The organism is Achromobacter sp. PD1, assembly GCF_048541815.1.
GTDB lineage: Bacteria > Pseudomonadota > Gammaproteobacteria > Burkholderiales > Burkholderiaceae_B > Achromobacter > Achromobacter bronchisepticus_A.
Genome location: NZ_CP183349.1, coordinates 313481 through 337952, shown reverse-complemented (window position 1 = coordinate 337952; position 24472 = coordinate 313481). Strand labels below are relative to the sequence as shown.

Sequence of the window (24472 nt, the reverse complement as noted above, 5' to 3'; positions counted from 1 at the left end):
CGCTCCGATACCGGATATGCCGCCGAACAGAATAGCCCGCAGCCTGCGCCACCTGAGCATGGCATGCCTGCGCGCCATGCCGCCCGTCCTGCTTTGCGTCGCCGCGCTCTACTGCGGGCGCCAACAGATCCAACGGCGCCACGCCGACCTGATGCGGCTGGACTTCGCGACCATCGTGCAGACCAACATCTGGCTGTTCGCCTGCACCTTGCTGTTGCTGGCCGCCGGACTCTATGCCGGCGCGCTGCTCTGGTTCTGGTGCCGCCGCCGCATCATCCTGCCGGCGAGAGCGGCGCGGCAGGCGCTGGCCGAGTGCGAGGCGCTCTGCCGAACGATGCTCGCCACGACGCCTTGCGCGCTATGTGCGCTCTCGCGCGAGAACGGCCGGCTGGTCTTCGGCAACGCCTTGGCGCTGCAATGGTTGGGCGCGGGCGCCGGCCAGGTCTTGCCCGACACACCCGACGCCAGACGCCTCTTGATGCAAGCCCTGCACGCACGGGAGCCCGGCAACATCGAGGCATTCAAAACCCATGACGGCCGCAGGCTGACGGTAGCCTATGCCCCGACTCGATACCGCCGGCAGGATGTAGTGCTGTGCGCCTTCGCCGACATCAGCGCACGCGCCGACATGGAGCGTCTCCTGAAACGCGCAAAGGCTCAGGCAGACAGGCTCTACGAATCCGGGGCGGGCATCCTGTCCGCCATCAACCGCGAAATCCGCACGCCGCTGCATGGGGTATTGGGCACCCTTGAAGTGTTGGGCATGACGGCGCTGAACGAAGAACAGCGCCAACACGTCGACCGCGTCCAGAACGCATCCCTCGCACTTCAGCAGCTTACGGACGATCTGCTCGACATCGCCCGGATAGAATCAGGCCAGTTCTCCCTGGAAACCGGCGCATTCGATCCCCTCGAGCTGGTCGAAAGCACGGTCGCGGCCCATGCTCCGATAGCAGAACGCAAGGGGTTGATCATCTATGGCTGCCTGGACACCTCGGTACCGAACTGCGTCACCGGCGACGCCGGACGCATCCGGCAGATACTGAACAACCTGCTGAGCAACGCCATCAAGTTCACGGATTCCGGCCACGTCGTCGCCAGGCTGCGTGCGCAGGCCATGCCAGACGCCAGGGTCCGCCTGGACCTGCAGGTTGCCGATAGCGGTATTGGCATCGCCGCAGCCCAGCAGGCCAAACTGTTCGAACCCTTCCATCAGGCCGCTGCCGGAACGCAGGCCGCGCGCGGCGCGGGCCTGGGTCTGGGTCTGTTTCTTTGCGCCCGCCTGGCGGCGCTCATGGGAACCCGTATCCAGGTCATCAGCGAACCTGGGCTGGGCAGCAGCTTCTCCATTTCCTTCATGGTGGACCGGGCGGACGCGTTGGCCTATACGCCACCGCTGTTGCAGGGTCTAAGCGTGCTGGTGCGCAGCGCCCGCAAGGAAGCGGGCGAGAGCGTGGCCCAGTGGCTGCGGCAATGGGGGGCCCAGTCCCGAACCGTCCCCGCAGGCATCGTCGCCAACGGCAACGAGGCTGGCATGTTGGTCGACCTGGCCTTGCACAAGAATGCCGAACATGCGCCCTGGAGAGGGCCGCGCATCGTGGCGGGAAGCGCACGCAGCGGCGGCGGCACGGTCCTGGTAGACCGCCATTCCGCGCGCGAGATCGGCTACGCGGTACAACACCTGATGCAAGGCGGAACAGATCGGCCCCCGCATGCCGCGCTGCCTGCCCACCGCCTCCTGAACCTGCGCGTCCTGGTCGTGGAGAGCGATCTCATCAACCAGGCCACGCTGCAGGATCAGCTCGCGCGCCTGGGCTGCCACGCCACGGTCGCCTCGGACGGGGCCGAAGGACTGGCATTGTGGAACATACAGCCCTACGACCTGGTCATGGCGGACGCCGACATGCCCGGCATGAACGGCTACGCGTTCGCCGCGGCCCTGCGCGCCCAGGGCGCGACGCTCCCCATCCTTGCCCTGGTCACAAGCACGCCCCGCGCAGAGGAACAGCGGTGCGCAGCGGCCGACATGAACGGCTGGCTCGCCAAACCGATAGGCCTGCGCACGCTCAGGCAACGGCTCCAGGCATACGCCGCCGCACCTCCCCGCAAGCCCGACCGGCCGGCTGCCCCGCTACAGAGCACCGCCGAACCGCCGCGGCCCGGCAAGCCGGTGGTTCCCGCCAAGTACAAGGCCGTCTTTCTCGAAACCATGGACAAGGATCTGGTTCGGCTGGAAGCCTCGATGAAGAGCGGCGACAACGCCGATATCCGCGCTTTGCTGCATCGTATACGCGGCGGCCTGGCCGCAGTGCACATGGCCCCTCTGCTGGCCCAGGCCGATGATCTTGCCGCCCTGCACCGCAAGGACGGCCTGGGCGGCGCCATGCCCCAGCAGGTGGCCTCCTTTGTCGCGCAGTTGCGAGACAAGATGCTCGAGATCGCGAAAGCGTAAATCAGCGAAGTCAGACTCGCCCCCCTTCTTTGAAAGGCCGCGTTCACTCGGCGCGAGGCCATTGGGAACAATTGAGAATATTCCCATGGCCCATGCAGTGGGTGATTTCTAGAATCAACCACTGCAAACGAATGCATGCCATGCGCGCAAGCGCCGTCGCCATCCTGGCCGACAACGCGCAGGCATGCGCTACTACCGAAAATGGAATATCTCCCTTGCGGTGGCGTCGGCTTACGCCCCGCGCGTCAGCCCTCGGCGCTAGTCGGTTATCAACCCGTCTTCTCCGCCGATGGCCGGGTTTGCGAATACGCATTGCCTGACCTGCCCGCGGCCGAAGCGACCCGACATTTCATCGATGATCCCGCCGCTCACAGACTGCACGACACGCTGCATCTCTTCCGGCAGGGACATCAGGGCATTCCCCTGTCATTCAGCTATGCGCTCGATGCCCCGCGCATCGAGTGGTCGGCGCGAAACGTATGCGCCGAGCTAGACCTGTCGCTGGAGCGAAGCCGCCTGCACTTAGGCGCGGCCCCCGCCGACGGCGTCGCGGCAGGCCCGAGCTATCCCGCATCGCTGTTCACCTTGAACATACCCATGACGTGGGATCTGCTGCCGGACGCCGAACTGCACAAGAACCGGCATGATTTCAATGCCGGCCTGCGAGTAAGGATCAATCCCACGCTGGTGGAGGGCCGACCAAACACGCACGGCGTGCTGCGCGTCGTGGGCCTGCACCTGAAGATCCCGGAGCGCATCTCAGAACAGCCCATGCTGAATGGCAAGTTCTTTTCCCTGCTGCAACGCGCCCAGGCATTCAAGCTGCCGGTGCTGGTCTCGGATATCAACCAGGCCATCGATTTTCACTGGCTGCGGTCGTTTCCAAACCTGATGTTCCAGGGAGATCTGCTATCCCCGCGCATCGGTGCGGACAGCCTGGACTTGTTGCTGACGATGGGCGGCGATAGATGGCGGGACTTCAAGGTTGGAGGCCAGATTCGATAGCCTCGCGGCATTCCGCCAGCATCGGGATCAGAACGAGAAATTTCTCAGACCTGGACTTAGGTTGAACAAGGATGATGCATGGGTTCGGACGCACACGAAGCGTCCGCTACACAACCCCGCCTTCAACAACTCTCGAAGGCATTCATTCAACTTCAACTCCAGGTTTTCATCCATGAAACTGAACAAGATCCTGATCGCACTGGGATTGGCTGGCGCGTTTGCGGGCGTGGCGCATGCCGCTACCCCAGCAGAGAAAACCGTCACAAAGAGCATCACCCTGACGGCTCAGATCAACGACGCGATTTTCGTGTCCAAGCCCGACGGCTCCACCTGGTACGGCACCGAAGAGCTCGAACCGGCAGACTACAGGCAGCTGACATTCTCCAAGACGCTGCCGATCCGCATATTTTCGAAGACCGCTGGGATCAACGTCAAGCTCTCTCAACCTCTGAAAATGTCCAACGGACACCTCGAGATGACCAACGCACAGGTGATCTTGACCCACGCCGCAGGCGACCAAGTCCTGGCATACGACAAACCCAACAAGATTACCCAGGTCGTGCAGGGCAACGGCGGCTTTGACGAAATCCACAATCTGGAAATCTCAGTGGACAGCCCCCAGCAAACCAACGGCCAGCCCACCAACGGCAGCTACAGCGGCAATCTGGTCATGCTCTTCGAGCCGGCCCCTTAAGCCTCGCTCGACCATCGTTCTCCAGAGCCCCGTCCGGGGCTCTTCCTTCCCCCTTATGGATTGCAGGGCATGCGCGCTCATCGGGTTTCCTTTTGCCTCAAAAAAATCCTGCCGTGCGTGCTTGCCGCTACCTCCACCCAGGTCTTTGCGCAAGTGAAGATTTCCTACGGCATCCCCGAAGGCTTCAGCGCGGTTGAAATGGACAATAGCGCAAGCTACGTCTCCAGCTTCAACGGCAGGACGCTGCCCGGATTGATCGCCTATTCGCTGGAGCAGAACCGGCTCGCGTTCGACCCGGTCAAGTATGCGGAAAACGGTATCACGGTGGAAGAAATAGAAACCATCCGCCAGGTAGTTTCCGCGGTCGACTACAAGCAATGCGTCAACGGTTGTGACGTGCGCGTGGCGGAACACTACGTCACCATCGACAAGATCCGCCGCACATTGCAGATCAGAAGCTCGCGCGACGACTACCTATCTCCCGCGACCACCTGGGGGCTGATCAACAATCAGTCCCTGGACCTGCGCGGATCCTCCGACAGCTATCGCGCCATGAATCTCAGCGGCACGACATGGCTGGGCCTGCCGCTGCGCAGCTTCGGCTACATGAGCTGGTACGGCAGCCGCAATCGCATGCGCGGCCGCAGCAATGGCGGTCAAGGGATATCCTCTTACTTCCTGCAGAAGAATTTTCACGGCACCTACGTGCGGGCAGGCAAGCAGAACAGCCTCGACTACGCCTCGGGCTCGGTCAGCACCATGCTGTCGCCCAGCTTCGATCAGTTCGTCACCATCGGCAGCCAGAACCATTTGCGGGCCGACCGCGATACGGGTTCGCTGGTGCTGTATTCCACCGCCGAAGGAAACTACGAGTTCTACCGCAACGGGCGTCTCATCCTGAAGCGGCCCGCCATACTCGGCCGCAATGAAATCAGCTTCATCGACCTGCCTGGCGGCTACTACCCGGTGGAGATCCGGCTGGTGGACCGCAACGGCAATCTGATCAACCGCGAAACGCGCGACATCAACAACCTGAATTTCAACGGCGGCGGCGGCAATTCCTGGCACATGACCGCGGGCAAGGAAATGGGCGCAGGCGGCCAGCTGCTTCAAGCTGCCGTCAGCCGCAACCTGAGCCAGTTCTACCTGAACGCCTCGTTCATCAGCGGCGACCAGTCCCGCTGGGCGGGCGAGCTGAACATCACGCGCCCCTCCCGCATCGGCACGGCTGACCTCACTCCCACAGTGGGCGTCCTAGGCGGCGAACGCGGCGCGAGCGGCTATTTCAACCTGTCGATGAACGACCCCTTGCTGGGCAGCCTCTCGGCCAGCCGCTATCAGATTTCAGACGTATCGCGCTTCTATTGGGGCGCGCCCAGCACCAGCTTTTCATACAGCAGAAGCGTGGGCGATGTCATGCTGGGCTACAACTACAACAAGCACAGCCGCGGCGAAATACAGCAAGCCGAAGCGCGCTGGAACTACCGCCCCAACGGCCTGTGGTCGACCTTTTCCCTGGGCGTGCAAAAGGGCGGGTACGGCCGGGGCGACGACGGCTACGCCGTGTACTTCAACATGAGCTGGACCCTGGACGAGACGCAAGCCAGCTTCCGCGCGGCCCGCCAGGGCGGCGAAACGCAACTCAGCGGCGACTATCGCAAGGATTTCGAGGACAGCTACGGCACCTCGACGGCTGGCGTCACGGTCAACCGGAGCAGCACAAGCAACAGCGTCAATGTTTACGGCAGCCGCTCCGGCACTCGTGGCGACACCTCCCTCAACCTGGGCCACAGCGACTTCGGCAGCAACGCGGATTTCAACTACCGCGGCATGCTGGCGGCCAGCGCCACGGGCATAGCGGTAGGACGCTACAGCAGCAGCGGCAGCGCCATGTTGCTGGACACGCCCGCCATCGACGGCACCGCCTACGGATTCAGCGTGGAAGGCCATCCGGTCGGCGGCGGCAGCACCTACGCCGTACCGCTAGGCCAATACCGCGACGTTCCCTTCGCCCGCGTCCTGAGCAACAGCGAGCACATGGACATGAGCATCGAAGTCCCTGCCAACGTCGTGCGCGCCCATCCTGGTCAGGTGTACGCGGCGCAAGCCAAGGTGGCGATCAACATGGTCTACAGCGGCATCCTGATGGATCCGTCCGACAAGCCCCTGGGCGGAACCATCCAGGAAACTGGCGACACGGCGTACCCCAACGGACTGTTCTCCATCGCCAGCAAGACGGTACTTACCAAGATCACGCTGCGGCAACCCGGCAGGAACTACACCTGCGACCTCGGCAACGCCATCAACGGCAGCTACTACCGCTGCCGATAACCTGATATCCGAAGAGGAACCACGATGCCACGCAAGACCCTGCTCACGCTATTCGCTTCGATGCTGCTGGCCGCGCCGTCGGCTCAAGCCGAAGGCGAGCTGCTGGTGATGCCGGCCCGGATCAAGGTCTTCAATGGCCACGACTACGGCGTCACCGTCAAGAACGTTGGCGACGCGCCGCTCTACCTGTCGGCCACGCTGCAGAAGGTGAAGAATCCCGGCTTCGACCCCGAGGAGCAGGTGCCGCTGAGCCAACTCGAGCATCCCGGCCTGCTCGCCAGTCCGGACAAATTGACGCTGGGACCGGACCAAAGCCGCGCGATCAGCCTGAAGTCGCTATCCGTGCCCACCGCGGAAGAGATGTACCGCCTGTACGTCGTGCCAGTGAGGGCGATGCAGGTCGAAGAGGCGCCCCAGGACAAGATCAGCGCGCCCATGTCAGTTTCCATAGGTTATGGCGTGCTGGTCCAGCACATGCCTCCTCCGGGTCAGCAACGGTCGGGCTGGTCGCATCGCTGCGAAGACGCGGGTGTGAGGCTGGAGAATACCGGCAATGTGTCGCTGGTCCTGGCGGATATCGCATCGCCGGACCGCAAGCAGGAGCAGAACCGGGTGGTGTTGTTTCCCGGCATGTCGCGGCGCTTCGAGGGCAAGAAGCTCACGATGCTGATCGGCGATGCGCCGCAGGGTTTCGATTGCCGCGGATGAGCATGGCGCAATGTACGAGGGACCAACCATGAGATTGCCGAATTTCAAAGGATGGATGATGCCGCGACCAGTTGCTGCCGTACTGGCAACAAGCGCGATGATCGCCAGTAGTGACGCCTTGGCATGGCGGGGCATCTACTACAGCAACCTGAGCAACGGCTATAGCAATTGCACCTACCAAAACAATGGCAATGGCACCAGCACGCTGGGCGTGACCATCAGCTATAAGAACATTCAAGGTCACCTAGGCAGGCATAGCGGGTGGTTCCAGAGCCGAGGAATCCTTATATACACCTATGAGAAAGATGGCAAACTGCAGCAGTCTGGTCACTATGCCAGTGCTGTCTACATGGATGGCGTTCGGCACTGGGGTAGAACAAGCGGCATTGACTACGCATCCTACGATAACAGTGATTCCCGTTACGCCACGAGCTGGCGCGATCCATCCGCGAGAGTCGTGCGGGTAACGGTCGTTATCGATAACAAGCACCTTGCACCGTGGCCTGCCATTGGGGTAAGAGCAGCGAACGTCACGCAAAAGAACGACATCGTCGAAATAACCGGACTGGCCTATATCGGCGCAGACAGCTCAACGGGCAACTGCAATACCATCACCGATCCGAAGATTCCGCCCCCACCTGAGGCTCCCAAGATCCACATGACCGCGCCGGACTGGAACCTCGGAGAGTTGCTGCCCGGAGCGCCTGCGGAAAGGCCATTTTCTGGCGCCGGCGAAGAGTTGTGCTTCACCTATGACCACCTCAAATGGACAGGAACGCGCTACGCCATCAACGCGACCAACCAGAACGGCCTGTCGGGCAATGGCTGGTACCAACTCAAGCACCTGACCTCGCCTTCCGACACGGTGCCATACCGAGTCGTGCTGCGGAACGCGACGACCAGTACCGAGGTCGCGCTGCCCAACACCGGCAATGTCGTGTCCGCCTTGGGCAACAACGGACGCGATTGCTTCATCCCCACGTTCACGGCCGACACGCCCAAGGCGGCGAAGGAAGGCGACTACAGCGACGTGCTCACCTTCACGGTCGTCGCACGACCTTAGCTCATGCCATGAGCGTTCATGTCCTTCCCCGGCGATTCGCCCGCCGCACCGCGTTTATCGTCGCGGCACTCGCCCTGCCCTGGCCCCAGCACGGCCAGGGGGCCGGCATCCTGCACCTGCCGAGAGCGGAACTGCGCCTGGAACCCGGTCGAGCGCCGAGCGAACTGCTGGCGGAAAACCGTGGCGACAGCCCGCTGTATCTGGATGTGGAACAACATCTGCTCCTCAATCCCGGATCGATGCCGGAGGTGCTGGCGCCAGTTGGCGAAACAGAGCGACCCAGCTTGCTGGTCACCCCCAAGCGCCTGATTCTGGCGCCGGGACAAAAGTACCGGATGAGCGTGCGCGTCTTGCATGCGCCTGCCCGCGCGCAAGTCTGGCGCATCACCTTCCGGCCTAGGGAGCGGGTGATTCTGAACGGCGGCGAGGCCGATGGCAGCGCGCCCCTGATCATCAACATGGCGTACGGCGTTCTGATCTATCAGACCGCCGAGCACGCTCAGCCTTGAAACCCATGAGAACCCGGACATGAACAGAATATCAATCCGCGCGTGCCTGATGCTTGCCCTGGGAACGCTCTCTGCCGCAGCCTCCGCCGGGGATGTCGTCCTGACCGGCGACACCACCAGCAGGATCACCGCCACGGTCAAGGCCGCCCACAGATTGCTGGTCACGGACGATAAGGGTGGCTGGTTCGACCAGGGCTTGGCCATGCAGCAGCTACGCGGCTGGGAATCGCCGTATGAGGCGCAAGCACGCTTGCGCATCCTGTCCTCGAGCGGCGCGTTTCAGGTGCGCATGGACCGACCGCTGGAGATCCGCAATACGGCCAACGCGGCCCTGGTGTTCCGTCGGCCCGAGGTTTCCCTGGCCGCGGAAGACGGGGAGCAGAAAACCCTGGAAGTAGGCCAGGACGTGAAATTCAAGAATCCGCCTGCGCCCGCTGCGGGCGAGGACTCCATCGGCTACTACGGGCTGGCGATTGCGGCCTACCCGCCGGAAGGCGATTTCAAGCAGACCGCAGGCAGCTATGTCGGCGAGCTGTCGCTGGTCTTTGAACCGACCGTGCGGATCCCCTGACCCGCTATAAGCGGCCGGATGTCGCCGAAATGTGGATGAAACCCTTCGACTGTCTGCTGTTGCTTCTGGTGTCCTGGCCTGCCACACCGGCCTTCGCACATATCGACGTGATGCCCAAGCTCGCCGTCGTGCAAGGCAAACCGGCCTCGGTCCATATCATCAACCAGGGCGATCGCGCGGAGTACGTGTCCATTACCCTATCGCGCTTGCTCAACCCCGGCGTCGAGGCCGACCAGGAACACCTGGAGCCCATCGCGCAGACGGAGAGGCCTGCGCTCTACGTCTCCCCGTTCAAGCTCTCGCTAGGACCAGGGCAGAGCAAGACCGTCACCCTCAAGCCGCTGGCCGATGTGGAACAGGAACAGGTGTACCGGCTGGATATCAGGCCGGTCGTCAATCTGCTGGATCGGGCGGGACAAGGCACCTCCGGCAATGTGGTCGTCACCCTTGCGTTCAGCACCCTGGTCAGGCTGCTACCGCAAAACGAAACCTCGGGGCTGTCGCTGCGCTGCGCGCCGCAAGGCGCCTGGCTGGCTGCGTCGGGCAACGTGCGCTATCAGGTCAAGGATGCGGTCGCCGATGGCCGGCCCGTGGAACCATTCAACGTCTATCCGAGCACGCCCATCCTGCTGAAAGGCCGCGCAATACAGGTGCCCGGCCAGCCATCCTGCCCGCCCTCCGGACGCTGATTCCGGGGTAAATCCACGTCCCCCAACGCCGGCGGCCATGGCGCCGCCACCACACATGCCCCCCCTCGACAGTGCTGCATTCGCGCACTTGCGGTAACCTTCAGCCTGAACAAATCTGAGGTGTTGGAAATAACAATGGGTTTTGAAAAACTTGCCGACCTGCGCGAGCAGCTACGGGCACAGGCTCAAAAGGCGGTGCCGGTCCAACCGAAGGCGGCAGGCCGGACAAAGAAGCGGGAGCCTGATCAGACCAAGGCTACGGCGCGGCCGCAGCAAAAGCGCGAGTCTGCTCAAGCGAAGGCTGCCGCCCGCCCGCAGCAAAAGCGCGAGCCCGTCGACCCCGTGGTCGAGGCCATCTGGCGCCTGCAGAAGCACTTCCCGCAGGCCTTTCCCAAGAATCCCGCGCCGAAGCTGCCGCTCAAGCAGGGCATCCTGGCCGACGCGGCCCAGCATCTGGAAAAGCTGGGCATGACGGAAGAACAGCTCAAGCAAGCCATCGCCACCTGGTGCAAGGGCAGCCGCTACTGGAGCAGCATGGTCGCCGACGCCACCCGCGTCGACCTGCAAGGCCAGCCCGCGGGCACGGTGACGGCGGAGCAAGCCGCCTACGCGCGCCGCCAGGCTTCGCGCCGGCCGGCCGGCAAGGCTCGTCCGGCGAAAAAGGCCGACGCGCCGGCTGCCGCATCCGCTGACGCCCCGGCTGACGCCCCCGCGCCTGAAGCCGCCCCCGAAGCCGCGGCCGTCACAACGCCGGCATCGAGCGATACGCCCTGAGGACACTGTTTGGCTCGGCGAGCGGGGATTTTTCACATCCCCGCCTCGCCAGGCTACACAAGCCCGAAATTCTGTGTATAATCGCTGTCTTTGGTGGACACGGCCTTTCTGAAAACCAAGTCAGAAATTACACCAAAACGCAGTGCCCCCGCGGGAGTAGCTCAGTTGGTAGAGCGCAACCTTGCCAAGGTTGAGGTCGCGAGTTCGAGACTCGTCTCCCGCTCCAAATACAAAAAGGAAGCAACGGCCAACACCGCGCTTCCTTTTTTCTTGCAAGTGCTGGCGCAATGGCAGAGTGGTTATGCAGCGGATTGCAAATCCGTGTACGTCGGTTCGATTCCGGCTTGCGCCTCCAGCGATTTCCTGAAACCCGCAGATGAAACTCTGCGGGTTTTTTGTTTTTCCGAATCAGCAATGACGGGCTGCGGACGACGAGCCGCCGCGCGATTGCCCCGACACGGGCTAGTCAGCCTTGACTGCAGCCAAGGACTCCAGGCATCCCGTCTGCCAGGCGAACTCCGCCTCGAACGATTCAGGATCCGACACGGCGCCGTAACCGCCCTGACCGTAGACCGCGGCGTAGGCCGCGTATTCGGCTGCGCGCAGCGCCTTGCCGGCAAGGGCGCTGGCGACCGCATAGGTCGCGGACACCGCGGCATGGCCGCAGCCGTCCAGGGATTTCGATCCCTGATGCCGGTTCGCCAGGCGCGCAGCCTCGGCGGCAGCCTACTGCAGCGGGTCACGGCCGATCGCGCCGTCCAGATAACGGCCGAGGCTCGCCAGGCAATCCACGGCCTCCTGCTCTTCGAGCAGATGCTCGACCCGTTGCGCACAGGCGCGGCCGAAAGCCAGGCGCAGCCGTTCATTGCCCGCATCATCCAGATCGAGCTGCCTGGCCAAGCGTTCCAGCGATGCGTTCATGGCGACACCACCTGCGGATTCACCATGTTCACGGGCTTGCCCGCCGCATAGGCAAGGATCTGGTTGAACACGTCCTTGAATTGCAGATCCCATTCCTCATAGGTCACATACCCGATATGGGGCGTGCACAAGACGTTGGGCATCTGCAGCAGCGGATTCGCCGTGTCGGTCAGGGGCTCCTGTTCGAATACGTCCAGCGCCGCCATGGCCGGACGGCCGGCGCGCAACGCCTGCACCAGGGCGCCGGGTTCCACCAGTCCGGCGCGGCTGGTGTTGACGAACAGCGATCCCTCTTTCATGGCCGCGAGATCCGCGGCGGTGACGATACCCTTGGTGGCGGGAACCAGGCGCATATGCAGCGACAGCACGTCACAGGAGGCGAAGAACTCCTGCCGGGAGCTTGCGACTTCGTAGCCTTCCTCGCGCGCGCGCTGCAGCGACTCGGGGCGGGCCCAGACCAGCACGCGCATGCCGAACGCCCGCGCGTAGCCGGCAACCACCCGGCCGATGCGGCCATAGCCGAAGATGCCCATGGTCTTGCCGCGAACAGTGTGACCCACGCCGCATTGCCAATGGCCTTGGCGCATGGACTCGACCTGTTGCGGCAGCTGCCGCATGGCGGCCAGCACCAGCGCCCAGGTCAGCTCGGCGGCGGCATAGGAAGGCGTATCGGCGTGCAGGTCGGAACAGACCAGGACGCCGTGCTCGCTGCACGCGGGGACGTCGATATGCGGATAGACGCTGCGCTGGCTGATCAGGCGCAGCTTGGGCAACTTCTCTATCAGTTCGCGCCGTATCGTGGTGCGTTCGCGGATCAGGACCAGCGCTTCCGTATCGGCCAGGCGCTGCGCGAGCACATCGGCATCTTCCGCGTGATCCGTCCAGACGGTGACCTCGTGATCGCGCAGCAGCGCGTAGCAGGGCAGGCGGCGCAGGGTATCGAACCAGTCGTCCAGGATCGCAATCTTCATGTGCGGGACTCGTCGGGTGGAAATGAATGTTCAAGTTTTACGCTGCTTCTTGCCTCTCGTAAAACAAAATGATGCCGTTCATTCCTCCGTCGTCGAAGACGTACGCCACGACCGCCCCGCTTCGTCCATCGGCCGCTCAGGTACGATGGCGGCTTTCCCCAGCATCTCGTTACGCATCCCTACGCGCCGTCAATCAAATGATTGCTATGGTGACGCCGTTTGCAACTGATGACGGATACCATGCGTACCATTCCGAACTCTCGAGCCCGCCCTTCCTCCGCGCTGCTGACGCTGTCCACGGCGGCGTTGCTCACGCTGGCCCCGCTTGCCGCGCAGGCCGACTCGGACAAGCACCGCCATCGCCACGGCCGCGAGTACAAGGAACAATATTGGGACGGCGCCTGTAAGGTCGAGCGCAAATGGAAACGCAATGGCGACTACCAGGAAAAGCGCAAATGCCGGGACGACTACCGCCACGGCTATGTGCAGGTGCCGCAGCCGGTGGCCGTGATGCCGGCGCCCGCCATTGTCATCAACCCGCCTCCCATCATCATCCGCCCCTGAACATGGATCAATCGGTGAAGGACGCGCTAGCCCGCTGGCCCGACGTGCCGGCGGTATACGGCTGGCTGTCGCTGGACGCGCGCGGCCGCTGGCGCCTGCATCCGCAGGGCCTTGCGGCAAAGGGCGGCCCGGGTGAATCCATCACCAATACCCAGATCCTGGAATTCATCAACCGCAACTATGAACACGATGACGCGGGCCGCTGGTTCTTCCAGAATGGTCCGCAGCGCGTGTTCCTGCGCTTGGACGCCGCGCCCTATGTGCTGCGGCTGAGCGACGACAACCGCCGACTGCTCACGCACACGAACGTGGCGATCGATTCGGTCGATGGCTGGAAACTGGACGACGCAGGACAGTTGTATGCAATGACGCCTCTGGGCGCCGGCATCGTGCTGGACCGCGATCTGCAGCCGCTCTTGGAAAAGATGGCCACGGTGGACGGCGCGCCGCTGCTGGACGCGCTGGCAGACCTTGCGGTCGGCAGCGCAATCCACGCCGTCCTGCCCGGAATCTATGCGGCCGCGCCGCTGGCGTTGATCGCGCAAAAGGATGTGGCGCGGGAATTGGGCTTCGAAGCGAATCCCCGCGCCTGAACGGCACGCTCAGAACATGCCGTTGGGATTGGCGGACTGCTCGGGAATGGGCTGCACCGCGTCCCAGTGCTCCACGATCTTGCCCTGCTCCAGACGGAAGATGTCGATGATGGCGCTGCCGCGGTCGCCGGGCTGGCGCACCGCGTGCACGTGCAGGATCACATAGTCCCCATCGGTGAAGACACGCTTGATCTCGCTGCGCGACTGCGGAAACTTGTCGCGCAGGAAAGCGATGAATTTGCGGAAGCCTTCGGGCCCGTCCGCGGCATTCGGATTGTGCTGCACATAGCGGTCGCCGACGTACTTCAACGCCGCATCCGCGTCCTTCTGGTTCAGGCCCTTCTCGTAGAAGGCCAGCACGGCCGCCTTGTTGGCGGCTTCCTGCTCAGCGGAAGCATGGACGGCGGGAGACAGGGCCAGGGCCAGCATGGCCGCCGCAGCGGCGCGCTTGAGGTATGACTTCGTGAAGGACATGGATACTCCGGAAATGGAAAACGGCCGGGCCATTCTATGGGCCGGCCGTCCTGTCGGCCACGTCCGTGGCGGTAGACAGACTGGTGCGCGCAGCGATCAGCCGCGCCAGCTTTTGACCAGCGCAAACTTGCCATCGCCCAGCAGCAGCAACACAGCGGCCGCCACGCTCAGGAAGATCGGGTATTCCCAGCCGCCGCCGGGGTTGCTGAAACCCCAACCGTTGCCGAAATGCACGGTCGCAGCCACGAACAATTGCACCACGGAGATGATGGCCACCCAGCGCGGCAGAACACCCAGAATCAGCATGATGCCGGCGATGATCTCGAAGAACGTCACCGGATACGCCAGCCAAGCAGGCACGCCGATCTTAGCGAAGAACTGCGCGGTGCCGGGCAGCGTGAACACCAGCAGCTTGGTCAGGCCATGGGCCAGGAACATGACGCCGAGCGCCACGCGCAGCAGCAGCGCGGCATAGGGCGCGGTACGGGTATCAACCATTGCACTCTCCTAGAGCGGTAGGGGAATCGCCCAGGATGGGAAGATTCTTGATGAGCGTTATTCTTGCGATTCCAAAAACAAAGATAAACATGCAGAATTGCAAATTATTGTTCCCTGATAGGAAACAATCTTGGACACGCACATCGCCATGCAGACCTATGCCAAGGTCGTGGAATTGGGCTCTTTTGCGGCCGCGGCCGACAAGATGGGCCAGGCCCGCTCCGTGGTCACGCGCCAGATCGCCTATCTGGAGCAGAAGTACGGCGTGCGTCTCCTGAACCGCACCACGCGCAAGCTGAGCATGACAGACGCCGGACGCGCTTTCTACGAACGCGTGCGGCCCATCCTGGCCGAGGTGGCGGACCTGGAACTGTCGCTGCAGGCCGAGGGCCAGCGGCCCAGCGGCCGGCTGCGGGTGAGCGCGCCGGTGTCGTTCGGCATCCTGCACCTGGGACCCGCCATTGCCGAATACCTGCAACGCTACCCCGACGTGATCATCGACCTGGACCTGAACGACCGTCTGGTGGACCTGGTGGAGGACGGCTACGACGTGGCGGTGCGCATCGGCCCGCTGCAGGATTCCTCGCTGGTCGCACGGCCGCTGGCGCCGCAACAGTTGCGGGTCTGCGCCGCCCCCGACTACCTGCAGCGCCACGGCACGCCGCAGACTCCGGAAGAACTGAAGCAGCATCGCTGCCTGCATTACGCCTATGCCAGCACCGGCAACGAATGGCATTTCGAGAAAGACGGCGTGACCCATCTGGTGCGCGTGAACGCTGCCCTGCGGGCCAACAACGGCGACGTGCTGCGGACCGCCGCGCTGGCCGGGCACGGCATCATCCTGCAGCCCGATTTCCTGGTGGGCGACGACATCCGTACCGGCCGTCTGGTCGCGCTGCTGGCCGATTACGCCCATACCCCGATCTCCATGTACGCCGTCTACCCGCACCGGCGCTTCCTGTCGCCCAAGGTACGATCCTTCGTGGAGCATCTGGAGGGCCGCTTCGGCGCCCCCTCCCCGGCCGTTCCGGGCCGGCGCGCCAGCCCCCGCCGCAGCCGTTAGAATCGTACCCATGACCGCAAAATCGCCCCTCGAATACTTCCCCGCGCCGCGCCGTTCGCATTTCTGCAGCCAATGCGGCTCGCCCATCAGCCGCCGGGTTCCCGAAGGCGACAACCGCGAACGCGACATCTGCGATCACTGCGGCGCGATCCACTACCAGAACCCAAGGCTGGTGGTCGGCACGGTGCCGGTCTGGAACAACCGCGTCCTGCTGTGCCGGCGCGCGATCGAGCCGCGCTACAACACCTGGACCCTGCCCGCCGGCTTCATGGAGCTGGGCGAAAGCACGGCGCAGGGCGCCGCCCGCGAAACGCTGGAGGAATCCGGCGCGCGCATCAAGCTGGGCGAGCTCTACACCATCATCGACCTGCCGCAGATCGACCAAGTGCACGTGTTCTACCTGGCGGACGCGCTGTCGGACGCGCTGGACCCCGGTCCCGAAAGCCTCGAGGCCCGTTTTTTCGACGAGTCCGAGATCCCCTGGGACGACCTGGCGTTCCGCACCGTGGCCACGACGCTGCGGCACTACTTCGAAGACCGCAAGCTGGGCGTGTATCCCCCCCACCACTACACCCTAGAATCGCACCGTTGAAACTCCCCTGGCTCGCCGTCGACACCCCTTTTCCGCCCGCGGAGTTTGCGCTTGCGGATCCCGACGGCCTGCTTGCGGCGGGCGCGGACCTGTCCACGCCCAGGCTGATCGAGGCCTATTCCAACGGCATATTCCCGTGGTACTCCGAGGGCGAGCCCATTCTGTGGTGGAGCCCCGATCCGCGCATGGTGCTGGCCGTGAAGGACTTTGCTCCCTCGCATTCGCTGCGCAAGCTGCTGCGGCAGATCGCCAGCCAGGAGCAGTCCGCGGCGCCGCGCGTGCAGGTGCGCGTGGATACCGCTTTCGCGGAGGTGATGGCGCAGTGCGCCGCGCCGCGCGACGGTCAGCCCGGCACCTGGATCACCGCCGCCATGCAGCAGGCCTATCGCGCCTGGCATGAGGCCGGCTACGTGCACAGCATCGAAACCTGGATCGACGGCGAACTGGCCGGCGGCCTCTACGGCATCAGCCTGGGCCGCATGTTCTTCGGCGAATCCATGTTCACCCGCGCGCCCAACGCATCGAAGATTGCGCTGGCCTATCTGGTGCGCTACCTGACCGCGCAAGGCGTGCAACGCATCGACTGCCAGCAGCAGACGCGCCACCTGGCCAGCCTGGGCGCGCGCCCTATCCCGCGCGCCGCCTTCCTGCAGCATGTGCGCACTGCCACTGCACAGCCCGCCGTCGCGTGGGCCCGGGGCACGCTGGACAGCGCCGGCCGCTTGCATCCCGACACAGCATCGGGCCCGGGGTTCGGCGTTAATATGTAGCCACTCCCCTTGCGGGCCTGCCGCCGCATTGCGGGACCTCCGATGAGCCAGCTCAAAGAACTCCCCTTCTCTACCCTGCAGTTCTACGCCACCGCTCCGTACCCTTGCAGCTATCTGCCGGGTCGCCAGGCACGGTCGCAGGTCGCCGCGCCCGGTCATCTGATCAACGCAGGCACGTATTCGCAACTGGTGGAGCAGGGCTTTCGGCGCAGCGGGTTGTTCACCTACCGGCCCCATTGCGACAACTGCCACGCCTGTATTCCGGTGCGGGTGGATACGGCGGGCTTCGCGCCCAATCGCAGCCAGCGCCGCGCCTGGCGCGACCACCAGGGTCTGCAGTCGTTCGTGGCCGAGCTGGCCTGGTCGCCCGAGCACTATCGGCTCTACACGCGCTATCAGCAGGGCCGCCATCCGGGTGGCGGCATGGATGAGGACAGCCGCACGCAATATGCGCAGTTCCTGCTTACCAGCCGCGTCAACACCCGCCTGGTCGAGTTCCGCGACGAGACGGGCGAGCTGGTCATGGTGTCCATCATCGACGTGCTGGACGACGGCCTCTCATCCGTCTACACCTTCTACGATCCCGACATTGCCGGCAGCCTGGGCACCTACAGCATCCTGTGGCAGATCGAACAATGCCGGACGCTGAACCTGCCCTGGCTGTACCTGGGCTACTGGATCGCCGACAGCCGCAAGATGTCGTACAAATCCAGCTTCCACCCGGCCCAGTTCCTGGTCGATGGCGTGTGGGGCGAGCAGCCCGCGTTGCCGCCCGCCTGATCCGCCCCTCCTTTGGAGCGCCTGGGGGCGGCGCAGGGCCGGCAAAATTCGCTCTACAATTCCGCCCCATGTCTATCCTCTTCCACGCCTACCCCCTGGCCCGCCCGGCGCTGTTCGCCATGGACGCGGAAACCGCCCACGAAGTCACCTTGTCGGGCCTGCAGCGCGCCTATGAATGCGGCGCCACGCGCAAGCTCATGCACGCGCAGCCGAAGGCGCCGAGCACGCTGATGGGCTTGCAGCTGGCCAACCCGATCGGGCTGGCCGCAGGCCTGGACAAGAACGGCGCCTATATCGACGCGCTGGGCAACCTGGGATTCGGCTTCATCGAGGTGGGCACGGTCACCCCGCGCGCGCAGCCGGGCAACCCCAAGCCGCGCATGTTCCGGCTGCCGCGCGCCAATGCGCTGATCAACCGGCTGGGCTTCAACAACCAGGGCCTGGAAGCGTTCCTGGCCAATGTGCAGCGCAGCACCTGGCGCAAGCAAGGCGGCATCCTGGGGCTGAATATCGGCAAGAATGCGGACACGCCCATCGAGCGCGCCGCGGACGACTACCTGATCGGGCTGGAAGGCGTATATCCGCATGCCGACTACGTGACGGTGAATATTTCCTCGCCCAACACCAAGAACCTGCGCGCACTGCAAGGCGGCGACGAGCTGTCGGCCCTGCTGGCGCAACTGGCGGATAAGCGCCGCATGCTGGAAGACAAGCACCAGCGGCGCGTACCCATGGCGGTGAAGATCGCCCCGGACCTGACGCACGAGCAGATCGATTCCATCGCGGAGACGCTGCCGCGCCATGGCATCGACGGCGTCATCGCCACCAACACCACGCTTTCGCGCGACGCCGTCACCGGCCAGCCGCATGCCGAGGAAGCAGGCGGCCTGTCGGGCGCCCCGGTGCATGAATTGTCGCTGGCGGTCATCCGCCGCCTGAAGGAGAAGCTGGGCGGCAGCCTGGCCATCATCGGCGTGGGCGGCGTGATGTCGGGCCGCCAGGCCCGCGAAAAGATGGACGCGGGCGCCGACGCCGTGCAGCTCTACACCGGCCTGATCTACCGCGGCCCGGCGCTGGTGGGCGAGTGCGTGCGCGCCGTGGCGCGCTAGGCAAGCACGGCCGGCATCCGCCGGCCCCGCAGCGAAAAAAGCAGGCAAAAAAAAGGGGCCACCCGGTGGGTGGCCCTAATTCCAGCTCTGCTCTGTCACTCAACAGTACTACATAACTGCGGTTTGCGCAGCCCTGCGCGCCAAAAACTTAGGCGCTGCGGCGGCTGCGGCTGGCAACCTTGGTCGCTGCGTCGGCGGCATCCGTGGCAGCCTTGAAGGTCGCGTTGGCGGCGGCATTCAGGTTCGACTCGGCGACTTCGGCGGCCTGCTTGGCGGCCTTGGTCATCGAATCGTAGGCGCTGGTCGCGGTGGCCAGCGAGGACTTGATCAGGGCAACGGCGCTTTCGGAGCCGGTCGGGGCGTTCTTGGAGAACTGGTCGACGGCTTCGCTCAGCTGCTGCTGGCCTTCGGCGATCTGGTCTTCGGTCAGCTTGACCAGGCTGGTCTGCACGCCGGCAACGATGTCGTACACATGCTTGGTGTAAGCCATGGCCTTTTCAGCGCCCGGCTGCAGCAGGCCCGAGGCGAAAGCGGCGGCTTCCTGCGGATCCTTGACTTCAGCGGCTTGCTGCGACTTCTGGGCGACTTCGTCCAGGGTGGCGCGAACGACCTTCAGGTTCAGTTCGACCAGCTTTTCGAAGCCGGCGAACACGGCCGACTGGGCGGCCACGATGGTGTTGATGCTGGCCTTTTGACGGTCCAGGACTTGTTGCGGGATAGCGCTCATAGGATGCTCCATGGGTAGCCGGAGGCTGTCCGGCAAGTAAGGAATGGTTGTCTGCGACGAACTATAGAAACGTGCGCGGAAACTGGTACTACAAGCTACCGCCGGCCCGTTTGATGCACTGCACAATTGACATTCTAGGCTGGGAAAAATCCTTGTCAAGGAGTTTTTGTGCGACGCAACAAAGAATTGCACTTTGACGGTGCATGCTTTGTCCCGGGTTTGATCCAGCACAAAGGTTTCCCAGGATTCGGGAAATACCCGAAGTGACGTCGTATCAATTGTTTTCTAAACTGCTTTCACGCTGATGACAGACAAATAAACCCATAAGTCAGCGCGCAACAACGAAATCGCAGCAAGCAAAACCCTGCAATTGGAGACTCCATGACCCTCATCCCCCGCACGCTTTCGGCCTTGCTCGCGGCCAGCGCCATGCTCGCAGCCGGCGCCGCCCAAGCCGAATACCCGGATCGCCCCATCAACATGGTGGTGCCGTTCGCCGCCGGCGGCCCGACGGACAACGTCGCGCGTTCGCTCGCGGAAGCCATGCGGCCGAGTCTGGGCCAGACGGTCGTGGTCGAGAACAAGGGCGGCGCCGGTGGCACCATCGGCACGACCCAGGTGGCGCGCGCCCAGCCTGACGGCTACTCCGTCCTGCTGATGCACGCCGGCTTCTCGACGGCGCCCTCGCTGTACAAGAATCCGGGGTACGACCCCTACAAGAGCTTCGAACCCATCGGCCTGGTGGTCGACGTGCCGATGACCATCATCGCGCGTTCGGACTTCCCGCCCAACAACATCAAGGAACTGGCCGAGTACGTCAAACAGAACAAGGACAAGGTGTCCCTGGCCAACGCCGGCATCGGCGCCGCCAGCCATCTGTGCGGCACCATGCTGGTCGAGGCCCTGGGCGTACAGCTGCTGACCATCCCCTACAAGGGCACCGCGCCCGCCATGAACGACCTGCTGGGCAAGCAGGTGGACCTGCTCTGCGACCAGACCACCAACACCACCCAGCAGATCGACAGCGGCAAGGTGAAGGCCTACGCCGTCACCAGCCTGAAGCGCGTCCCCACGCTGCCGAACCTGCCGACCATGGACGAATCCGGCTACAAGGGCTTCGAAGTGGGCATCTGGCATGGCATGTGGGTGCCGAAGGGCACGCCCAAGCCCGTCGTGGACAAGCTGGTCAAGAGCCTGCAGGCCGGCCTGGCCGATCCCAAGTTCCAGGAACGCATGAAGCAGCTGGGCGCGACGGTGCTGACGGCCGAAGCGAACCCGCAAGCCCTGGAAGCCAAGGTCAAGCAGCAAGTCCCGCAGTGGGGCGAACTGTTCAAGAAGGCTGGCGTCGAACAGCAGTAACCCAAACCATGCGCCCTTGCGGCGCATGCAAAGGAAAAGCCCCTTTCGGGGCTTTTCTTTTTTTTGCGGGCCTGCGCGGGATTACGGGCGCAGAGCTTCCGCGGCCATGCCCAGGCCGTTGAAGCCGGTCGAAACGGAGGGCTCGTAGCCCAGCGCTTCCGAGATGCTGGCGGCGGTATCGACCAGCGCCTTGATCCAGTCGTCCTGCAGGCGTTCGGCGGGGGCCGAAATGGACAGGCCGGCGACCAGCTTGCCGGTGTCGTCGAAAATGCCCGCGGCGATGCAGCGCACGCCGAGTTCCAGTTCTTCGTTGTCGCGCGCATAACCATGGCGCCGCACCAGCGCCAGTTCACGCTCCAGGCGGTCCAGGTCGGTCAGGCTGTTGCGCGTGTGGCCGGCCAGGCCGGTGCGCAGCGCGTAGGCCCGCACCTGGCGCGCATCGGCGGTGGACAGGAACAGCTTGCCGGTGGAGGTCAGGTGCAAAGGCGCGCGGCCGCCGATGGCGCGGACCACCTGCATGCCGGAGCGTTCGCTCCAGGCGCGCTCGATGTAGACGATCTCGTCGCCCTGCTGGACCGACAGGTTGATGGTCTGCCCGGTCAGCTTGTGCAGCGAACGCATGGCGGAAATGGCCGCCTCGCGCACGTTCAGGCGCCCCTTGACCAGCGAACCCAGCTCCAGCAGGCGCATGCCCAGCTGATACAGGCCGTTGTCGACGCGTTCGACGTAGCGGCCCACGACCAGGTCGTTCAGGATGCGATGCGCGGTGGACGCATGCAGGCCGGTGGTCGCGGACAGTTCTTTCAGCGTTACCGGATCCGGCTGCGCAGCCAGGGCGTCGAGCAGGCGCATGGCGCGCTCGATCACCTGGATGGCGATGGGATGGGAGGCGCCTTCGGTCTCGGCGTCCAGGGCATTGCGGGTAGTGGGGAGACGGGACATGGAAAGGGGGACGAGGACAGCTGCGCCGCCTGTAGGGCCCCACCTTCGGGAACCGGACTTGCGGCATCGCAGCAAACAGTTCTTTCCCGTATTGTGAAATTTACTGGCGCGTTTGGCAACCGCTTTTTGTATCAAAAAAAAGGCCGCACCTCGGGTGCGGCCCTGTCTTCATGCTGCTGGCGGGGGCGCCAGCTTGCCGCCCAGACGCAGCACCTCGGCCCGCAAATACTCCAGTGCTTCGGCCGCCGCGGCCGGTTCGCCCTTCACGCCCAGGTCGATGTGGGGGGTGCCGCCGGCCTCGCCCACGCTGGGCAGGCTGAACGCACGCACGCCCGGCCAGCGCGTTTCCACGGTCTGCATGGCCGGCGTAATGCGCGATTCGGGCATGCTGAATACCAGGAAGGAATGCTCCGCGTGGGCGTGCACATGCTGCAGCGCACGATAACGCGTGTCCAGCGTCCATTCCAGCATGGGCCAGGCCATGACGGGAAAGCCCGGCACGAAGGTGTGGTCCTTGATGTAGAAGCCGGGAATGCGGTTGTAGGGGTTCGGGACGATCTCGCAGCCTTCCGGAAACACGCCCATCTGCAGCCGCTGCTGGTTTTCCGGCGCGCTCATGTCGGCCGTGCCCTGCCCTTTTGCGGCCATCTCGGCCGTGCGCAGCGCGATGGCCTCTTCGGCCTCCGGGTGCAGCGCCAGCGGCAGGCCCAGCGCGGCTGCGGCGGCCTGGCGCGTGTGGTCGTCGGGCGTGCCGCCGATGCCGCCACAGGAAAACACCACGTCGCCGGTGGCAAAGCTGCGCTTGTAGGTGGCAATGAGGGTGTCGCGGTCGTCGGGCACGATTTCGGCCCAGCCCAGCTGCATGCCGCGCGCGCCCAGAAGCTCGACGACCTTGGAAAAATGCTTGTCCTGACGGCGGCCCGAGAGGATTTCGTCCCCTACGATGATGAGGCCAATGCGGCGGGCGGCGGATTCTGCGGCCATGTCCGATTCCAGAAGTTGAGAGGGATGACGCGGTTCAGACGTCGATGACACGGTCCTCGCGCAAGCGCTTGAGCGCTTCCAGACCGTAGTGGGCGTAGACCAGGGCCGAGAACACCGGCAGGATGACCCACGCGGGCGGCAACAAGTTCAACAGCGAGCAGATCAGGCCTATGGTCCAGAAGCCGCCGTTGTTGCGTTCCAGGATGAGCTTGCGCTCGGCGGGGCTGGCGTGTTCGACGATGGCGTCCACGCGCATCATGCGCGAAAACGCGAACGCCCACCAGAAGATCGACAACGCGATGGCCATGGGGGGCACCAGCCACAGCGGCAGCGTCAGCAGCCAGCCCGCGGCAAAGGCCAGCGATACCCAGATCGCGTTCCACACGCTGACCGCGGTCGCGTGCTTGCCTTGCCGCGTGACGCTCACATATTCACGCTTGCCGACGTGGTTCAGCACCAGCGGCATCACGAACACGGCGGCAATCGCCAGGCCCAGGATGCCCGATACCGGCAACAGAATGGCCACCGCGATCACGGGGATCATGTAGACCTTGAGCGAGAACAGCCCCATCGCCAGCATCCAGTCCTCGGCCCGGTTGACGAAGTCCCAGCGCGCCGCCTCGGCCGCCAGCCATTCGTTGAGCGGCGTCCAGAACAGGTATAGCAGCAACAGGGCCCCCACCAGCGCGATCAGGAACGGCAGCAGCACCGCGAACAGCATGGAGGGATGGCATTGGGACACCAGGGCGCGCTTGAACGCCTGGCCGACGCTGACGGCGCCGGCCCCGGCAGCGGAAAATCGGCCGTTGTCGGGCGTGGCGGAATCAGTGCGCAAAGCAGTCATGGAGGAAGAATGAGGGGGTAGACATCCCGGGTATGATAGTCAAACACGCCTTCATCTGCCCACATGTCCCTACTTGTACCCGATACCGACCTGGCCACGCTGCGCGCGCGGTTGGGCTCATCGCCCGACGCCTGGCTGGTGGCCTGCTTCTGCGCGGCCTGGTGCGACACCTGCGAGCAATACAAGCCCAAGCTACAAGCGCTGGCCCAGGCCATGCCGAGGCATGTCTTCGCCTGGATCGACATCGAGGACCACGCCGAACTGCTGGGCGACGAAGACGTGGAGAATTTCCCCACGCTGCTGGTGCAGATCGGATCGCGGGTGGTGTTCTACGGCCCCATGCTGCCGCACATCGGCCACCTGGAACGCCTGCTCGAAAGCCTGAATGAAAACAGCCCTGCGGTCGCCACCGCGTTGCCGGACCTGCCGCGCCTGCTGGCGGCCTGAGCCGCAGCAGGCGTCACGCGCTCCAGCCATAAAAAAAC

Annotated in this window: 26 protein-coding genes, 2 tRNA genes and 1 pseudogene; 21 read left to right on the top strand and 8 right to left on the bottom strand. The window is 64.2% G+C overall.

The annotated features are described in order from the left end of the window. The first annotated feature begins 16 nt into the window (after positions 1-16). The 12 genes from ACM1PE_RS01530 (at position 17) to ACM1PE_RS01475 (ending at position 11151) form a co-directional block, all read left to right on the top strand. Positions 17-2452, top strand: a complete 2436-nt coding sequence (locus tag ACM1PE_RS01530) for an ATP-binding protein (protein WP_419342441.1) — start codon at positions 17-19, stop codon at positions 2450-2452. Positions 2453-2764: 312 nt separating this feature from the next. Continuing rightward, positions 2765-3457: a hypothetical protein gene (locus ACM1PE_RS01525; RefSeq protein WP_059373754.1), complete on the top strand. Its 693-nt coding sequence runs from the start codon at positions 2765-2767 to the stop codon at positions 3455-3457. 172 nt (positions 3458-3629) lie between these two features. Next, the gene (locus ACM1PE_RS01520) at positions 3630-4151 is read left to right on the top strand and encodes a fimbrial assembly protein (protein ID WP_059373753.1); all 522 of its coding nucleotides are present in this window, start codon (positions 3630-3632) and stop codon (positions 4149-4151) included. Positions 4152-4220: 69 nt separating this feature from the next. Continuing rightward, positions 4221-6482: a TcfC E-set like domain-containing protein gene (locus tag ACM1PE_RS01515; protein ID WP_419342439.1), complete on the top strand. Its 2262-nt coding sequence runs from the start codon at positions 4221-4223 to the stop codon at positions 6480-6482. Between the two features lie 24 nt (positions 6483-6506). After that, the gene (locus tag ACM1PE_RS01510; protein WP_419342437.1) at positions 6507-7190 is read left to right on the top strand and encodes a pilus assembly protein; all 684 of its coding nucleotides are present in this window, start codon (positions 6507-6509) and stop codon (positions 7188-7190) included. A 28-nt stretch (positions 7191-7218) separates the two neighbouring features. After that, positions 7219-8253: a hypothetical protein gene (locus ACM1PE_RS01505; protein ID WP_419342435.1), complete on the top strand. Its 1035-nt coding sequence runs from the start codon at positions 7219-7221 to the stop codon at positions 8251-8253. Between the two features lie 8 nt (positions 8254-8261). Further along, complete coding sequence (locus ACM1PE_RS01500; RefSeq protein WP_419342433.1) at positions 8262-8762, top strand: hypothetical protein; 501 nt, start codon at positions 8262-8264, stop codon at positions 8760-8762. Positions 8763-8781: 19 nt separating this feature from the next. Continuing rightward, the gene (locus tag ACM1PE_RS01495) at positions 8782-9333 is read left to right on the top strand and encodes a hypothetical protein (protein WP_419342431.1); all 552 of its coding nucleotides are present in this window, start codon (positions 8782-8784) and stop codon (positions 9331-9333) included. 35 nt (positions 9334-9368) lie between these two features. Next, a complete protein-coding gene (locus ACM1PE_RS01490) occupies positions 9369-10022 on the top strand; it encodes a hypothetical protein (RefSeq protein ID WP_059373839.1) in 654 nt (217 codons plus the stop codon). Between the two features lie 135 nt (positions 10023-10157). Beyond that, positions 10158-10796, top strand: a complete 639-nt coding sequence (locus tag ACM1PE_RS01485; protein WP_419342429.1) for a ProQ/FinO family protein — start codon at positions 10158-10160, stop codon at positions 10794-10796. A 150-nt stretch (positions 10797-10946) separates the two neighbouring features. After that, positions 10947-11022, top strand: a tRNA-Gly gene (locus ACM1PE_RS01480). A gap of 55 nt (positions 11023-11077) precedes the next feature. After that, positions 11078-11151, top strand: a tRNA-Cys gene (locus tag ACM1PE_RS01475). Between the two features lie 107 nt (positions 11152-11258). On the opposite strand, the pseudogene ACM1PE_RS01470 reads toward ACM1PE_RS01475, so the two are convergent. Both ACM1PE_RS01470 and ACM1PE_RS01465 read right to left on the bottom strand, forming a co-directional pair. After that, positions 11259-11717 (bottom strand): annotated as a pseudogene (locus tag ACM1PE_RS01470) (hypothetical protein). Beyond that, positions 11714-12688 (bottom strand): D-2-hydroxyacid dehydrogenase family protein, encoded by a 975-nt coding sequence (locus ACM1PE_RS01465; RefSeq protein WP_419342427.1) that lies wholly within the window; start codon positions 12686-12688, stop codon positions 11714-11716. Before ACM1PE_RS01465 ends, ACM1PE_RS01470 begins: the two are co-directional and overlap by 4 nt. Before the next feature lie 240 nt (positions 12689-12928). On the opposite strand from ACM1PE_RS01465, the gene ACM1PE_RS01460 reads away from it, so the two are divergent. Together ACM1PE_RS01460 and ACM1PE_RS01455 are read left to right on the top strand one after the other, a co-directional pair. Continuing rightward, entirely contained in the window at positions 12929-13252 is a 324-nt protein-coding gene (locus tag ACM1PE_RS01460; protein WP_054451291.1) for a hypothetical protein, read from the top strand. 2 nt (positions 13253-13254) lie between these two features. After that, positions 13255-13845: a DUF2946 family protein gene (locus ACM1PE_RS01455; RefSeq protein WP_059371656.1), complete on the top strand. Its 591-nt coding sequence runs from the start codon at positions 13255-13257 to the stop codon at positions 13843-13845. Positions 13846-13854: 9 nt separating this feature from the next. Here ACM1PE_RS01455 and ACM1PE_RS01450 read toward each other — a convergent pair whose 3' ends face one another. Beyond that, positions 13855-14319: a nuclear transport factor 2 family protein gene (locus tag ACM1PE_RS01450; RefSeq protein ID WP_373429016.1), complete on the bottom strand. Its 465-nt coding sequence runs from the start codon at positions 14317-14319 to the stop codon at positions 13855-13857. Between the two features lie 96 nt (positions 14320-14415). Continuing rightward, complete coding sequence (locus ACM1PE_RS01445) at positions 14416-14817, bottom strand: DoxX family protein (RefSeq protein ID WP_059371654.1); 402 nt, start codon at positions 14815-14817, stop codon at positions 14416-14418. 130 nt (positions 14818-14947) lie between these two features. On the opposite strand from ACM1PE_RS01445, the gene ACM1PE_RS01440 reads away from it, so the two are divergent. The 5 genes from ACM1PE_RS01440 to ACM1PE_RS01420 all read left to right on the top strand — a co-directional run bounded on the left by ACM1PE_RS01440 (position 14948) and on the right by ACM1PE_RS01420 (position 19131). Then, positions 14948-15880, top strand: coding sequence for a LysR family transcriptional regulator (locus ACM1PE_RS01440; protein ID WP_059371653.1), 933 nt, complete (start codon positions 14948-14950; stop codon positions 15878-15880). 10 nt (positions 15881-15890) lie between these two features. Continuing rightward, positions 15891-16472 carry an NUDIX hydrolase gene (locus tag ACM1PE_RS01435; RefSeq protein ID WP_059371652.1) on the top strand — a complete coding sequence of 194 codons (582 nt, stop codon included), beginning with the start codon at positions 15891-15893 and terminating at the stop codon, positions 16470-16472. Next, positions 16469-17242 carry a leucyl/phenylalanyl-tRNA--protein transferase gene (aat, locus tag ACM1PE_RS01430; RefSeq protein ID WP_059371651.1) on the top strand — a complete coding sequence of 258 codons (774 nt, stop codon included), beginning with the start codon at positions 16469-16471 and terminating at the stop codon, positions 17240-17242. Before ACM1PE_RS01435 ends, aat begins: the two co-directional genes overlap by 4 nt. A 42-nt stretch (positions 17243-17284) precedes the next feature. Further along, entirely contained in the window at positions 17285-18022 is a 738-nt protein-coding gene (locus ACM1PE_RS01425; protein ID WP_059371650.1) for an arginyltransferase, read from the top strand. A gap of 68 nt (positions 18023-18090) precedes the next feature. Next, complete coding sequence (locus ACM1PE_RS01420) at positions 18091-19131, top strand: quinone-dependent dihydroorotate dehydrogenase (protein ID WP_059371649.1); 1041 nt, start codon at positions 18091-18093, stop codon at positions 19129-19131. 148 nt (positions 19132-19279) lie between these two features. Here ACM1PE_RS01420 and phaP read toward each other — a convergent pair whose 3' ends face one another. After that, positions 19280-19858, bottom strand: a complete 579-nt coding sequence (gene phaP / locus ACM1PE_RS01415) for a TIGR01841 family phasin (RefSeq protein ID WP_059371648.1) — start codon at positions 19856-19858, stop codon at positions 19280-19282. 381 nt (positions 19859-20239) lie between these two features. Between phaP and ACM1PE_RS01410 the strand changes: the two genes are divergently transcribed. Continuing rightward, positions 20240-21217 carry a tripartite tricarboxylate transporter substrate binding protein BugD gene (locus ACM1PE_RS01410; RefSeq protein WP_059371647.1) on the top strand — a complete coding sequence of 326 codons (978 nt, stop codon included), beginning with the start codon at positions 20240-20242 and terminating at the stop codon, positions 21215-21217. Between the two features lie 81 nt (positions 21218-21298). Here ACM1PE_RS01410 and ACM1PE_RS01405 read toward each other — a convergent pair whose 3' ends face one another. The 3 genes from ACM1PE_RS01405 to ACM1PE_RS01395 form a co-directional block, all read right to left on the bottom strand. Continuing rightward, positions 21299-22159: an IclR family transcriptional regulator gene (locus tag ACM1PE_RS01405; protein WP_059371646.1), complete on the bottom strand. Its 861-nt coding sequence runs from the start codon at positions 22157-22159 to the stop codon at positions 21299-21301. Between the two features lie 168 nt (positions 22160-22327). Further along, the gene (locus ACM1PE_RS01400; protein WP_059371645.1) at positions 22328-23143 is read right to left on the bottom strand and encodes a competence/damage-inducible protein A; all 816 of its coding nucleotides are present in this window, start codon (positions 23141-23143) and stop codon (positions 22328-22330) included. A gap of 34 nt (positions 23144-23177) precedes the next feature. After that, entirely contained in the window at positions 23178-23987 is an 810-nt protein-coding gene (locus ACM1PE_RS01395) for an EI24 domain-containing protein (protein WP_054449954.1), read from the bottom strand. A gap of 63 nt (positions 23988-24050) precedes the next feature. On the opposite strand from ACM1PE_RS01395, the gene ACM1PE_RS01390 reads away from it, so the two are divergent. Beyond that, positions 24051-24434 carry a thioredoxin family protein gene (locus ACM1PE_RS01390; protein ID WP_059371644.1) on the top strand — a complete coding sequence of 128 codons (384 nt, stop codon included), beginning with the start codon at positions 24051-24053 and terminating at the stop codon, positions 24432-24434. Positions 24435-24472 lie beyond the last annotated feature (38 nt).

Bases quoted from the DNA above. Each gene is read 5' to 3' on its own strand.
- ACM1PE_RS01530 (WP_419342441.1), top strand. From the start codon at position 17: ATGCCGCCGAACAGAATAGCCCGCAGCCTGCGCCACCTGAGCATGGCA.
- ACM1PE_RS01520 (WP_059373753.1), top strand. From the start codon at position 3,630: ATGAAACTGAACAAGATCCTGATCGCACTGGGATTGGCTGGCGCGTTT.
- ACM1PE_RS01515 (WP_419342439.1), top strand. From the start codon at position 4,221: ATGCGCGCTCATCGGGTTTCCTTTTGCCTCAAAAAAATCCTGCCGTGC.
- ACM1PE_RS01510 (WP_419342437.1), top strand. From the start codon at position 6,507: ATGCCACGCAAGACCCTGCTCACGCTATTCGCTTCGATGCTGCTGGCC.
- ACM1PE_RS01505 (WP_419342435.1), top strand. From the start codon at position 7,219: ATGAGATTGCCGAATTTCAAAGGATGGATGATGCCGCGACCAGTTGCT.
- ACM1PE_RS01500 (WP_419342433.1), top strand. From the start codon at position 8,262: ATGAGCGTTCATGTCCTTCCCCGGCGATTCGCCCGCCGCACCGCGTTT.
- ACM1PE_RS01495 (WP_419342431.1), top strand. From the start codon at position 8,782: ATGAACAGAATATCAATCCGCGCGTGCCTGATGCTTGCCCTGGGAACG.
- ACM1PE_RS01490 (WP_059373839.1), top strand. From the start codon at position 9,369: ATGAAACCCTTCGACTGTCTGCTGTTGCTTCTGGTGTCCTGGCCTGCC.
- ACM1PE_RS01485 (WP_419342429.1), top strand. From the start codon at position 10,158: ATGGGTTTTGAAAAACTTGCCGACCTGCGCGAGCAGCTACGGGCACAG.
- ACM1PE_RS01465 (WP_419342427.1), bottom strand. From the start codon at position 12,688: ATGAAGATTGCGATCCTGGACGACTGGTTCGATACCCTGCGCCGCCTG.
- ACM1PE_RS01460 (WP_054451291.1), top strand. From the start codon at position 12,929: ATGCGTACCATTCCGAACTCTCGAGCCCGCCCTTCCTCCGCGCTGCTG.
- ACM1PE_RS01455 (WP_059371656.1), top strand. From the start codon at position 13,255: ATGGATCAATCGGTGAAGGACGCGCTAGCCCGCTGGCCCGACGTGCCG.
- ACM1PE_RS01450 (WP_373429016.1), bottom strand. From the start codon at position 14,319: ATGTCCTTCACGAAGTCATACCTCAAGCGCGCCGCTGCGGCGGCCATG.
- ACM1PE_RS01445 (WP_059371654.1), bottom strand. From the start codon at position 14,817: ATGGTTGATACCCGTACCGCGCCCTATGCCGCGCTGCTGCTGCGCGTG.
- ACM1PE_RS01435 (WP_059371652.1), top strand. From the start codon at position 15,891: ATGACCGCAAAATCGCCCCTCGAATACTTCCCCGCGCCGCGCCGTTCG.
- ACM1PE_RS01425 (WP_059371650.1), top strand. From the start codon at position 17,285: ATGAGCCAGCTCAAAGAACTCCCCTTCTCTACCCTGCAGTTCTACGCC.
- ACM1PE_RS01420 (WP_059371649.1), top strand. From the start codon at position 18,091: ATGTCTATCCTCTTCCACGCCTACCCCCTGGCCCGCCCGGCGCTGTTC.
- phaP (WP_059371648.1), bottom strand. From the start codon at position 19,858: ATGAGCGCTATCCCGCAACAAGTCCTGGACCGTCAAAAGGCCAGCATC.
- ACM1PE_RS01410 (WP_059371647.1), top strand. From the start codon at position 20,240: ATGACCCTCATCCCCCGCACGCTTTCGGCCTTGCTCGCGGCCAGCGCC.
- ACM1PE_RS01405 (WP_059371646.1), bottom strand. From the start codon at position 22,159: ATGTCCCGTCTCCCCACTACCCGCAATGCCCTGGACGCCGAGACCGAA.
- ACM1PE_RS01400 (WP_059371645.1), bottom strand. From the start codon at position 23,143: ATGGCCGCAGAATCCGCCGCCCGCCGCATTGGCCTCATCATCGTAGGG.
- ACM1PE_RS01395 (WP_054449954.1), bottom strand. From the start codon at position 23,987: ATGACTGCTTTGCGCACTGATTCCGCCACGCCCGACAACGGCCGATTT.
- ACM1PE_RS01390 (WP_059371644.1), top strand. From the start codon at position 24,051: ATGTCCCTACTTGTACCCGATACCGACCTGGCCACGCTGCGCGCGCGG.